The sequence below is a fragment of the Massilia sp. LXY-6 genome (assembly GCF_051233485.1).
Lineage (GTDB): Bacteria > Pseudomonadota > Gammaproteobacteria > Burkholderiales > Burkholderiaceae_D > Telluria.
Genome location: NZ_JBKFGF010000029.1, coordinates 43,067 through 55,563, shown reverse-complemented (window position 1 = coordinate 55,563; position 12,497 = coordinate 43,067). Strand labels below are relative to the sequence as shown.

Genomic DNA, 12,497 nt, shown 5'->3' with positions numbered 1-12,497 from the left:
ATTATTTGGTGCCGAAGATGCGGTCGCCGGCATCGCCCAGACCCGGGATGATGTAGGCGTGCTCGTTCAGGTGGCTGTCCAGCGAGGCGACGTACAGCTTGACGTTCGGGTGCGCCTTGTGGAACACCTCCACGCCTTCCGGCGCCGCCACCAGGGCCAGGAAGATGATCTGGTCGTCCGGCACGCCGCGCTTCTTCAGCACGTCGACGGCGTAGACCGCCGAGTTGCCGGTCGCCACCATCGGGTCGCACAGGATGAAGGTGCGCTCGTTGGTGTCCGGCAGGCGCACCAGGTATTCGACCGGCTGGTGGGTTGCCGGATCGCGGAACACGCCGATGTGGCCGACCCGGGCCGACGGCACCAGTTCGAGCAGGCCGTCGCTCATGCCGACGCCGGCGCGCAGGATCGGGACGATGGCCAGCTTCTTGCCGGCGATGACCGGGGCGTCGATCGTCATCAGCGGGGTTTCGATCTCGCGGGTCGTCAGCGGCAGGTCGCGCGTGATTTCGTAACCCATCAGCAAGGTGATCTCCCTGAGCAGCTCGCGGAAGGTCCGCGTCGAGGTGCCGCGGTCGCGCATGTGCGACAGCTTGTGCTGGATCAGGGGATGGTTCAGGATGAACAGGCTGGGGAAACGCGGATCTTGTTTCATTGTCGGAACTCTATATAAATGCGGCCAGCCGTAGCTGAAAGAGCAGCATTATCCCAGCCGCAGGATTATTTGTCCCTACCTTGTTGAAGAAATTTCCAGGGCGCGCGCCAGGATCGCGGCGGCGTCGACCCCGTCCGGCAGCCGGCCGAATGCGCCGCCGACCTCGACGGCAATGCGCGACGCCACGAAGGCGTCGGACACGACACCCGGCGCATGCCGCAGCAGCAATCCGGCCTGGACCCCGACCACCAGCCGCTCGGCCAGGCGCCGCGCGCCGAATTCGGAAGTGGCCGCCGAACCTGCCCCTGCGCCGAGCTCGTCCAGCAGCTGCGCGCACCAGGCGTCGAAGCGGGCATCGATCCCGGCCGCCAGGCCCAGCTCCTGCGCCAGCGCGGCGCGTGCCTCGGGCGCCTTGCCGAAGGCGCGCAGCACGTCCAGGCACATCACGTTGCCGGAACCTTCCCAGATCGAGTTGACAGGAAACTCGCGGTACAGGCGCGCCAGCGGGCTGTCCTCGACATAGCCGTTGCCCCCCATGACTTCCATCGCCTCGCCGCCGAAAGCCGGTCCGCGCTTGCACAGCCAGTACTTGCCGGCCGGGGTCAGGATGCGACCCAGCAGCACCTGCACGGGATCGTCCTGCTCGTCGTAACAGCGCGCAAGCCGCAGCGCGAATGCGGTCGCGGCTTCCGATTCCAATGCCAGGTCGGCCAGCACGTTCTGCATCAGCGGCTGCTCGGCCAGCGGGCGGCCGAAGGCGCTGCGCCCGCGCGCATGGTGCAGCGCGTGGCACAGGGCGGCGCGCATGATGCCGGCGGTCCCGATCACGCAGTCGAGCCGGGTATGGCTGCCCATTTCGAGGATGGTCGGGATGCCGCGCCCCTCCTTCCCGATCAGCCAGCCGACGGCGTCGCAGAACTCGACCTCGGACGAGGCGTTCGAGCGGTTGCCCAGCTTGTTCTTCAGGCGCTGCACGCGGATCGCGTTGCGGCTGCCGTCCGGCAGGAACCTGGGTACGAAGAAGCAGCTGAGGCCTGCACTGCCCTCGGTATCGGTCTGGGCCAGCACCAGGTGGGCGTCGCACTGCGGCGCCGAGAAAAACCATTTGTGCCCCACGATCACGAATGCGCCCTCGCCTTCCTCGCCGAAGCGCGCCTTGGCCTGCGCCGGATCGAGCGGCGCGGCGTGCGTGGTATTGGCGCGCACGTCGGTGCCGCCCTGCTTTTCCGTCATGCCCATGCCGACCAGGGCGCCGCGCTTTTCCGAGACCGGCAGCGAACGCGGGTCGTAATCGCGCGACAGGATCTTCGGCAGCCAGCGCGCGGCGAGCGCGGGGTTCTGGCGCAGCGCCGGCACCGAGGCATAGGTCATCGTGACCGGGCATTGGGAGCCGTTCTCGACCTGGCCGAACATCAGGTAGGCGGCGGCGCGCGCAACCTGGGCGCCGGGCCGCCGCCGGCCCTCGCCCCCCTCCCACGGCAGCGAGTGCGCGCCGTTTTCGATCAAGAGGGTCATCAGGCGATGCCAGGCTGGATGGAACTCGACCTCGTCGATGCGGCGGCCCGCGCGGTCGAAGTTGACCAGGCGCGGCGTGAACTCGTTGGCCAGGCGCGCCAGGTCCAGCACTTCGCTGGTCCCGAGCTGCGCGCCGAGCGCATCCAGCATCCCGGCGGCCCAGCCGGCGCCTTCGCGCTCCAGCCCCGCGCGCAGCGCGGGATCGCAGCGGAACAGGTTGACGTCGCCGAACGGCGCCGCCTGGTTGAATACCTCGTGCGTATCGAATCGGTTCATGCCCGCGTCTCCTGGTTGGCGGTCGAGTGTTGCACTTAAGCGTCGCCCAATGGAAGGAAATGTTTCCTATTTGCACTATATCGGCGACAATGCCTCGGCTCGGCGGCCGCATTGGGTTATCGACAAGGCAACAAGGCTAGCTTAAAGCCTTATGCCGGGCAAGCACGGCCTGTTTTAAAGGAGAGCTGCGGGGCGTCAAGGGGCGACTAAACACGGGGCTGGCTTGTGTTTTTTAATGCTTCAAAGAATCTTTCGGTGATACATTGCCCGATGATTTGGTACACTCGTACGGTTCCATCGGAATCCCTGGTTCCGGCCAAGATAAGAAAGCAACTATTTTAATAATGCGCCCCGGTTCACCAGCAGCAGCGAACGAGGATCCGCGCCATGCGACGCCGGGCCACGCACTGGATGCGCTCATGGAAGCGGTCGGCGACATCGCGTTCCGGATCGACCCGTCCGGCCTGATCCGCCACGTCAGCCAGCGCACCCTGCGCCTGCTGCCCAGCCCGGGCGAACTGCGCGGCACCCCCCTGCCGGCCCTTGCCCTCGACATCGACCAGCCCGCGCTGCGCAACGCCATCGTCGACGCCACCGCGCGCGCCGAGCCGGTGCTGATCGAAGCCAGGTTCCGCGCCGCCGACAAGGATACCTGGTTCGAGCTGCGCGTCAGCCTCCTCGACGGTGGCCCGGAGCTGCTGGCGATCGGGCGCGACATGTCGGCCCAGCGCGCCACCGAGCAGCGCCTGCGCCACATGGCGACCCACGACGCCCTCACCGAGCTGCCGAACCGCCTGCTGCTGTCCGACCGCATCCGCATGGTGATCGCCAACGCGCGCCGTTCCGGCCAGGGCTTTTCGGTGGCGACCATCGGCCTGGACGGCTTCAAGAAGGTCAACGACGGCCTCGGCCACCCGGTCGGCGACGCCGTACTGCGCATGGCCGCGGGCCGGCTGCGCAAGACCCTGCGCGACAGCGACACCCTGGCCCGCGTCGGCGGCGACGAATTCGTCGCGGTCCTGCCGGGCACCTTCAACGAAGACCAGGTCAAGCTTGTCACCGGACGCCTGCTGGCCGCCCTGCAGTCACCGTTCGAGATCGACACCCACACCGTCTACCTGGGCGCCTCGATCGGGGTCGCGGTCTATCCCGAGCATGCCGAGGACGAGGTGCGCCTGGTGGCGCTGGCCGACAGCGCGATGGGCCGCGCCAAGGAAACCGGCGGCGCCCGCGCAATGGTCTACAGCACCCGCAAGCCGGGTGCCGCCGCCGGCCCGGCGCAGCACGATATCTCGCTCGAGGCGGCGATGTTCCAGGCGGTGCGCGAAGGCGAGTTCATGCTGTACTACCAGCCGATCGTGAGCAGCCGCACGCGCCGCATCGAAGGCTTCGAGACCCTGATGCGCTGGAAGCACCCTACCCTCGGCATGGTGCCGCCGGTGCGCTTCATCCCGATCGCCGAGACGAACGGCCTGATCAACATGCTGGGCGCCTGGGCGCTGAAGTCGGCGCTGGTGCAGCTGCGCCAGTTCGAGGACGTGGCCCGGCGCGACCTCTACATCTCGGTCAACATCAGCCCGCGCCAGTTCCGCAACGACCGTTTCCTGTCGGTGCTGGACGATGCCCTGGCCTTCTCCGGCACCCCCGGCGACAAGCTGGTGCTCGAGATCACCGAGGGCACCCTGATGGTCGATCCGGCGCACGCCGAAAGCATCCTCGGCAAGATGGCCGAGCGCCGCGCCCGCATCGCCATCGACGATTTCGGCACCGGCTATTCCTCGCTGGCCTACCTGAAGCGTTTCCCGATTTCCGTACTGAAGATCGACCGCGCCTTCATCAAGGACCTGCCCGGCTCCGCCAAGGATGCGGCGATCTGCAACGCCGTGCTCGACCTGGCCAAGCACCTCGACCTGTCGGTGGTGGCGGAAGGCGTCGAGACCGAAGAACAACTCACCTACGTGGAATCGCGCGGCTGCGACTACGTGCAGGGCTACCTGACCGGCAAGCCGATGTCGGCGCACGTGGCGCTGGCCGCGCTGAAGGAAGACTTGTACACCGAGCTGCTGCCGGACGACCTGCGGGCGGGCAAATCATGAACCAGACACTTCACACCGAGCGCTCGCCGAAAGCCGACGCCACCCTTGCCCTGTTGTGGGAACGGATCCGCAGGCGCGGCGACATGCCCGGCTTCACACGCGCCATCAACGCCATCCTGGCCTCGATGCGCGGCGAGGACGAGCGCGACTTCTCGATGACCCAGACCGTGCTGTCCGACCCCGTGCTGACCCAGAAGGTCCTGCGGCTGGCGAACAGCGGCATGTACTCGGCCTTCGGCCAGCGCATCAACACCGTGTCGAAGGCCGTGCTGGTGCTGGGCACCGAGGCGATCGGGCACCTGGCCTTGGGCCTGAAGCTGATCGAGGAACTGAGCAAGTCCACGCCGGACTCGCTGCAGGCCCACATCGAGATGGAAAAGGCGGTGCTGGCAGGGATGGTGGCCCAGCAGGTCGCGTCCAAGGCCGACATCCGCGATCCCGAGGAAGCGGTGGTCTGCTCGATCCTGCATTCGCTGGGCCGGATGATGGTGACCTTCTACCTGCCGGAGCGCTGGGCGCTGCTGCAACCGGCCGCCGCCGAACACTGCGAGGACGCCGCCGCGCTCGACCAGCTCGGCCTGACCCTCGAGCAGGTGGGGCGCGCCACCGCCGAGCACTGGGGCCTGCCGCGCAACCTGATCGCCGGCATGCGCCGGGTCGAACCGGGCGAACGCGGCGAGGCCTTCGGCCACGACGACTGGCTGGCGGCGCTGGGCACCATGTCCTCGCAGTGCGCCGAATCGCTGTGGCATGGCGACGAGAATGCGGCCGAGCAGGTCGCGCAGCTGGCCTCCAGCTTCGCGCCGCTGCTGGGCATCGAGGCGGACCACATCGTCGGCGCCATCGAGCAGGCCAGGGTCGAAGCGGCCGCCGACCTGTCGATCGCGCCGCTGGCGAATCCACCCGAGAAGCGGGCGCGCGCCGCCGCCGCGACCCGCATGCGCGACGCCGGCAACAAGATCCTGATCGGCGGCGTGGCCGAGATGCGCGACGCCGTCGCCGGCGCCACTCCGGGCCAGATGATGTCGATGGCGATCGAGACCGCCTACCACGGGCTGTCGTTCACGCGCGCTTTCGGCTTCCTGCGCAGCCGCCGCGACGGCAAGTACAGCGCCAAGATCGGCCTGGGTGACGGCGCCAAGAACCTGCAGCCGAACCTGGTGTTCGACGACGCCTACGAACCGAACGTGTTCTTCGCCGCCCTCGGCAGCGACCGCGTGATCTTCATCGAGAACGCGCGCGACCCGAAATTCGCCAGCAAGCTGCCGGGCTGGTGGAAAGGCACGCTCGGCTCGGCGCGCTGCTTCGTGATCATCCCGCTGTGCACGCACGGCGAGCCGGTCGGCTTCATCTACGGCGACTGGGACGACCGCTTCCCGTCGGTGTACCTGAGCCAGACCGAGTTCTCGCTGCTGAACGACATGCGCGCGCTGGTGGTGCGCTCGGTCGAGCGCAGGCAGCAGCTGGAAGCGGTGGCGGCGCGCGCATGACCGTCGCCCCCGCGCAGGCGGGGGACCAAGCCTCTTAGATCCGCGGCGTCCTCACCCGCACATCCCCGCACTGTGCCCGATGCATCAGTGCATGGTCGATCAGCACCAGCGCCAGCATGGCTTCGGCGATCGGCGTGGCGCGGATGCCGACGCAGGGGTCGTGGCGGCCGAAGGTTTCGACGGTGGCGGGATTGCCGTCCTTGTCGATCGAACGGCGCGGGATGCGGATCGACGAGGTCGGCTTGATCGCGATCGACACCGTGATGTCCTGGCCGGTCGAGATCCCGCCCAGCACGCCGCCGGCGTTGTTGCCGACGAAGCCTTGCGGGGTCAGCTCGTCGCCATGCTCGGAGCCCTTCTGGGCGACGGAATCGAAGCCGGCGCCGATCTCCACGCCCTTCACCGCATTAATCCCCATCATGGCGTAGGCAATGTCGGCGTCGAGCTTGTCGTAGATCGGCTGGCCCAGGCCTACCGGCACGTTCTTCGCCACCACGTCGATGCGCGCGCCGATCGAGTCGCCGGCGCGGCGCAGCTCGTCCATCGCGGTTTCCATGCGGGCGATCAGGTCGGCGTCGGAAGTCGCGGCGAAGAAGGGATTCGCATGCACGTGCTCCCACGACTGGAAGGGCACCGGAATGTCGCCGAGCTGGGACATGCAACCCATGAATTCGGTGCCGTAATGCGCGCGCAGCCATTTCTTGGCGATCGCGCCGGCGCCGACCACCGGGGCGGTCAGGCGTGCCGAGGAACGGCCGCCGCCGCGCGGGTCGCGCACGCCGTACTTGTGCCAGTAGGTGTAGTCGGCGTGGCCGGGACGGAAGGTATCGGCGATGTTGCCGTAATCCTTGCTGCGCTGGTCTTCGTTCGGGATCAGCAGCGCGATCGGGGTGCCGGTGGTGACGCCTTCGTAAACACCGGACAGGATCTGCACACGGTCGGCTTCCTGGCGCTGGGTCACGTGGCGCGAGGTGCCGGGCTTGCGGCGGTCCAGCTCAGGCTGGATATCAGCCTCGGACAAGGCCAGCCCTGGCGGGCAGCCATCGATGACGCAGCCGATGGCCGGGCCATGGGATTCGCCGAAAGTGGTGACGGAAAACAGCTTGCCAAATGTATTGCCGGACATGGATGCGTGCAAGTCGAGTAAACGGAATAGACGATTCTACCAGCAGGCGCGCGCCTTCGGTGGGCAGCGGCCCCGGAACAACGCATTCAATGTTGCCATAAAGAATTTTTTTCCTGTCCAATCGGCAACTCAGATATACTGGGTTTTATTCATCCGAGCAAACTGGAGACACAGCAATGCCCGCACCGACGACGCCCACGGGCCCCGCGCAGGACGACGAACTGGTCTTCGTCGACGAGGCGCCGGCAGCCCCCGGCGGCGCGGATGAAGGTGCCGGCCAGCGCGGCGGCGCATGGCGGGTATTGATCGTCGACGACGACGCCGACGTCCATTCGACGACCACGTTTGCGCTCGGCAGCCTCGAAGTGCACGGCCGCAGTCTCGAGTTCCTGCACGCCCACTCGGCCGCCCAGGCCAGGGCCCTGCTGGACCGCGAAGGCGACATCGCGGTGGTCCTGCTCGACGTCGTGATGGAGGAAGCGGACGCCGGCCTGCACCTGGTGCGGCACATCCGCGAGACCCTGCGGCTGCACGACCTGCGCATCATCCTGCGCACCGGCCAGCCCGGCTACGCGCCCGAGGTGGATGCCATCCGCGGCTACGACATCAACGACTACCGCACCAAGTCCGAACTCACGCGCACCAAGCTGTACACCACGGTGGCCTCGGCGATCCGCGCCTACGAACAGATCCGCGCGCTGGAAGCCAGCCGCCGGGGCCTGGCCGAGGTGGTGCGTGCCAACACCGAGCTGATGGCACTGCGCTCGATATCCGGGATGGCCGACGGCATCCTGCGCGAAGCGGCCCGCCTGATCGGCCAGCCGGCGTCCGGCCTGATGTGCTCCTGCCTGGGCGGCATGCAGGCCGTGGCCTGGCAGGTGCTGGCCGCCGGCGGCGCCTGCGCGGCGCTGGCGCCGACCGGCATGCTGGCCTCGACCGGCGACGGCGCCGCCGCCGCGATCCGGCAGACGCTATCGGAAAGGCGCCACCTGTTCGGCGAGCGCCACCTGACCCTGTACTTCGGCGGCAAGGCCCATTGCGACTTCGCCGCCTGGATCGAACTCGAGCGGCCACTCGACCCGCTGCGCCGCGGCCTGCTCGAACTGTTCGCCTCGAACATCGCGGTCGGCCTCGACAACGTCGCCCTGCTGACCGACCTGCAGCGCGCCGCCTTCTACGACCCGCTGACCGGCCTGCCGAACCGCACCCGCCTGGTCGAGCTGATCGACGCCGGCCTGGCCCAGGGCGACGCCCGCCTCGACGAGGTGCTGTGCCTGGTCGACCTCGACCACTTCGCCGAAATCAACGATGCCCTCGGCCACCAGTTCGGCGACACCCTGCTGGTCGCGGTCGCGCAGCGCCTGCGCGCCCTGCTCCATCCGCGCCTGCAGCTGGCGCGCATCGGCAGCGACATCTTCTGCGTGCTGGGCGAGACCGCCGAGGTCGATCCGGAAGCGATCCGCGCGCTGTTCGCGGCGCCGTTCTCGATCGAGGGCCAGGACCTGCAGGTCTCCAGCACCCTCGGCCTGGTGCGCCTGCTCGAACACGACGGCAGCGGCGCCGACGCCCTGAAGGACGCCGACATCGCCCTCAAGCGCGCCAAGAGCCGGCAGCGCGGCGGCCACTTCTATTTTTCGCGCGGGATGGGCGTCGAGATCCGCGAACGGGTGCGCCTGATGCACGCGCTGCGCAGCGGCTTCGCGCGCGGCGAACTGTTCCTGGCCTACCAGCCGCAGGTCGAACTGGGCGCGCATCGCCCGTTCGGCGCCGAAGCGCTGCTGCGCTGGCGCACCGAGGACGGGCGCCTGGTCCCCCCGGACCGCTTTATCCCGATCGCGGAATATTCGGGCCTGATCATCGAGATCGGCGAATGGGTGCTGCGCCAGGCCTGCGCGGAACTGATGCGCCTGCGCGCCGCCGGCTACCTGGAGTTCACGATGTCGGTCAACGTCTCGCAGGTGCAGTTCCGCCATCCGGGCTTCCTCGACATGCTGCGCCGCGCCCTGGCGGACACCGGCGCACCGCCGGAGCGGGTCGAACTGGAGATCACGGAATCGATGGCGATGGAAGAGCCGGACCTGCTGATCGAGCGCCTGGCGGCGATCAAGCGCACCGGCGTCTCGATCGCGATCGACGACTTCGGCACCGGCTTCTCGTCGCTGTCCTACCTGCAGCGCCTGCAGGTCGACCGCCTGAAGATCGACCGCGCCTTCGTCACCGAGATCACGGGCTCGGCGCGCGGCAGCAGCATTGCCGAGATGGTGATCGAGCTGGGACGCAGCCTGGGCCTGTCGATCGTCGCCGAAGGCGTGGAAGACGAGCGCCAGGCGCAGATCCTGCAGGCGCTCGGCTGCCCGCTGGCGCAGGGCTTCCTGTTCTCGCGGCCGCTGGCGCCGGAAGCTTTGCTGGCGTGGCTGGGGGCGGACGCTCTCACCCGCGCCGCCTGAACCGCCGTTGCCGCGCAGTTACACAGGGTGGGCGCGGCCGGCGTAGGCACCAGGCGCCCACGCGGAAGCCTCAGTCCTCGGCGGCTTGCTCAGCCGGCCAGTCCCGGATATACGCCTTCAGCATGCGGTTCTCGAAACTCTGCGCTTCCAGCACCGCCTTGGCCACGTCGTAGAACGAGATCACGCCCAGCAGGGTGCGGGCGTTCATCACCGGCAGGTAGCGCGCATGCTTTTCCAGCATGATGCGGCGCACCTCGTTGACTTCGGTGTCCGGGGTGACCGTGATCGGGCTGTCGTCCATGTGCTTGCGCACGTTGCCGGCGGCGGCCACGCTGCCGTAGGTATTCACGGCCTGGATCACTTCGCGGAAGGTCAGCATGCCGACCAAGTCGCCGTATTCCATCACCACCAGCGAACCGATATCGCGCTCCGCCATCGTCGCGGCCGCGTCGCCCAGCGGCGTGTCCGGAGACACCGTGTAGAGGATATCGCCCTTCACCTGCAGGATTTCAGATACTTTCATAGTGGTCACCATGTCGTGGGTACGTGGTACGGGAGCGCTGGGAACGAGAGAACTGGACACTGGATTTGGAGGTTCTGAGACCTTGTTTAACACATAATGCCGACTCTAGCCTATGCCTCTCAAAAAAGCCAGACTTGCGCGCCAACAAACTGCTGTCGTTACGCCCTTGCCTGATGGTAGGATCCCACTTGTCTACACAACCACGATGGATGAAGCGATCATGAACGGACCCAGGTATCCCGGCTTCGACACCCTCTCCCTGCACGCCGGCGCCAGCCCCGACCCGGCCACCGGCGCGCGCGCCACGCCGGTGTATTTCACGTCCTCGTTCGCGTTCCGCGATACCGACCACGCGGCCTCGCTGTTCAACATGGAGCGCGCCGGCCACGTCGATTCGCGCATCTCGAACCCCACCAATGCCGTGCTCGAGGAGCGCATCGCCGCGCTCGAAGGCGGCGTGGGCGGCATCGCCACCGCCAGCGGCCAGGCCGCGCTGCACCTGGGCCTGGCGACCATCGCCGGCGCCGGCAGCCACATCGTCGCCTCGCGCGCCCTGTACGGCGGCTCGCACACGCTGCTGGCCCATACCCTGAAGCGCTTCGGGATCGAGACCAGCTTCGTCGATCCGCGCGACCCCGACGCCTGGCGCGCCGCGATCCGGCCCGAAACCAAAGTCCTGTTTGCCGAGACCGTCGGCAATCCGGGCCTGGACCTGCTCGACATCCCGCGCGTGGCCGAACTCGCCCACGAGCACGACCTGCCGCTAATGGTCGACTCCACGCTCACCACGCCGTGGCTGGTGAAGCCCTTCGATCATGGGGCCGACCTGGTGTTCCACTCGGCCACCAAATTCCTGTGCGGGCACGGTACCGCAATCGGCGGACTGCTGGTCGACGGCGGCGGCTTCGACTGGGAGCGCGCCCACGCCCGTAGCGGCCGCTTCGCCGAGCTGTGCGAACCCGACGACGGCTTCCACGGCATGGTGTTCGCCGAAGAATCCACCGTCGGCGCCTTCGCCCTGCGCGCGCGCCACGAGGGCCTGCGCGACTTCGGCGCGGCGATGAGCCCGCACAACGCCTTCGCCATCCTGCAGGGCATCGAAACCCTGGGCCTGCGCATGGAACGCCACGTGGCGAACGCGCGCAAGCTGGTCGAGTTCCTGGGGCGCCACCCCGCGGTGGAGTCGGTGCTGTGGCCGGAACTGGAATCCCACCCCGACTACGCACTGGCGAAGACCCTGCTGCCGCGCGGCTGCGGCGGCGTGTTCTCCTTCCACCTGCGCGGCGGACGCGCGGCCGGCAAGCGTTTCGTCGACGCTTTGCGCCTGTTCTCGCACCTGGCCGAGGTCGGCGACGCCAAATCGCTCGCCATCCATCCCGCCTCGACCACGCACTTGCGGGTCCCGGCCGAGCAGCTGGCGGCGGCCGGCGTCGGCGAAGGCATGATCCGCCTGTCCGTCGGCCTGGAGGATCCCGACGACCTGATCGAAGACCTGGCGCGCGGCCTGAAGCTGGCCCAGAAGGGAGCCTGAGATGATCCTCGACGTGAACGGCGCCCCGGCCTACTGCTATACGGGGAACCAGCCCGGCGGCAAAGACTTCGATGCGGCCCGGCCCACCATCGTGTTCCTGCACGGCGCCCAGAACGACCACTCGGTGTGGGCCTTGCAGAGCCGCTATTTCGCCCATCATGGGTACAATGTGCTGGCGCCCGACCTGCCCGGCCATGGCCGTAGCGGCGGCACGGCGCTCACTACGGTCGAGGCGATGGCCGACTGGCTGCTGGCCCTGCTGGACGCGGCGGGCAGCCGCCGGGCCCTGCTGGCCGGCCACAGCATGGGCTCGCTCATCGCGCTGGAAGCCGCGCACCGCGCGCCGGAGCGGGTGGCGGGCCTGGCCCTGCTCGGCACGACCTGGCCGATGAAGGTATCCGACACCCTGCTCGCGGCCTCGAAGGACGCGCTACAGGAAGCGATCGACATGGTCGACATCTGGTCGCACTCGCTACCGATGCCGAGGCCGGCGAGCCCGGCGCCGGGCTTCTGGGCGGCGGGGATGGTGCGCCGCCTGATGCAGCGCATGGCCGAACGCAATCCGGCCCAGCTGTTCCACACCGATTTCTCCGCCTGCAACGCCTACGCCAACGGCGGCGAAGCGGCCGCCGGCGTCGCCTGCCCGGTGCTGTTCGTGCTGGGCGCGCGCGACGTGATGACGCCGCCGCGTTCCGCGCAGGCGCTGACGGCGGCGCTCAAGCATGGCAGAATCGTCACCATGGATGCCGGCCACGCGATGATGGCCGAGCAGCCCGACGCGGTGCTCGACGCGCTGGTCGCGTTCGCCGGCACCTGCGCCCGACACTAGGACAAGGCGCGG

Annotated in this window: 9 protein-coding genes; 5 read left to right on the top strand and 4 right to left on the bottom strand. The window is 68.3% G+C overall.

Annotated features, from left to right (window positions below; all coding sequences use genetic code 11):
* Position 1: 1 nt before the first annotated feature.
* Both upp and ACI48D_RS14500 read right to left on the bottom strand, forming a co-directional pair.
* Complete coding sequence (upp, locus tag ACI48D_RS14505) at positions 2–652, bottom strand: uracil phosphoribosyltransferase (RefSeq protein ID WP_435571943.1); 651 nt, start codon at positions 650–652, stop codon at positions 2–4.
* Positions 653–727: 75 nt separating this feature from the next.
* A complete protein-coding gene (locus ACI48D_RS14500) occupies positions 728–2,443 on the bottom strand; it encodes an isovaleryl-CoA dehydrogenase (protein WP_435571942.1) in 1,716 nt (571 codons plus the stop codon).
* 344 nt (positions 2,444–2,787) lie between these two features.
* Between ACI48D_RS14500 and ACI48D_RS14495 the strand changes: the two genes are divergently transcribed.
* Both ACI48D_RS14495 and ACI48D_RS14490 read left to right on the top strand, forming a co-directional pair.
* The gene (locus ACI48D_RS14495) at positions 2,788–4,539 is read left to right on the top strand and encodes a putative bifunctional diguanylate cyclase/phosphodiesterase (RefSeq protein ID WP_435571941.1); all 1,752 of its coding nucleotides are present in this window, start codon (positions 2,788–2,790) and stop codon (positions 4,537–4,539) included.
* Positions 4,536–6,029 (top strand): HDOD domain-containing protein, encoded by a 1,494-nt coding sequence (locus ACI48D_RS14490; RefSeq protein WP_435571940.1) that lies wholly within the window; start codon positions 4,536–4,538, stop codon positions 6,027–6,029. The genes ACI48D_RS14495 and ACI48D_RS14490 overlap by 4 nt, the downstream gene beginning before the upstream one ends.
* A gap of 34 nt (positions 6,030–6,063) precedes the next feature.
* Here the strand turns inward: ACI48D_RS14490 and aroC are convergent, their stop codons facing one another.
* Positions 6,064–7,155, bottom strand: a complete 1,092-nt coding sequence (gene aroC, locus ACI48D_RS14485; protein WP_435571939.1) for a chorismate synthase — start codon at positions 7,153–7,155, stop codon at positions 6,064–6,066.
* Positions 7,156–7,331: 176 nt separating this feature from the next.
* On the opposite strand from aroC, the gene ACI48D_RS14480 reads away from it, so the two are divergent.
* Entirely contained in the window at positions 7,332–9,602 is a 2,271-nt protein-coding gene (locus ACI48D_RS14480; RefSeq protein ID WP_435571938.1) for a putative bifunctional diguanylate cyclase/phosphodiesterase, read from the top strand.
* Between the two features lie 70 nt (positions 9,603–9,672).
* On the opposite strand, the gene ACI48D_RS14475 is transcribed toward ACI48D_RS14480, so the two are convergent.
* Entirely contained in the window at positions 9,673–10,125 is a 453-nt protein-coding gene (locus ACI48D_RS14475; protein ID WP_435571937.1) for a CBS domain-containing protein, read from the bottom strand.
* A gap of 220 nt (positions 10,126–10,345) precedes the next feature.
* Between ACI48D_RS14475 and ACI48D_RS14470 the strand changes: the two genes are divergently transcribed.
* A complete protein-coding gene (locus ACI48D_RS14470; RefSeq protein ID WP_435571936.1) occupies positions 10,346–11,656 on the top strand; it encodes an O-acetylhomoserine aminocarboxypropyltransferase in 1,311 nt (436 codons plus the stop codon).
* 1 nt (position 11,657) lies between these two features.
* Complete coding sequence (locus ACI48D_RS14465; RefSeq protein ID WP_435571935.1) at positions 11,658–12,485, top strand: alpha/beta fold hydrolase; 828 nt, start codon at positions 11,658–11,660, stop codon at positions 12,483–12,485.
* Positions 12,486–12,497 lie beyond the last annotated feature (12 nt).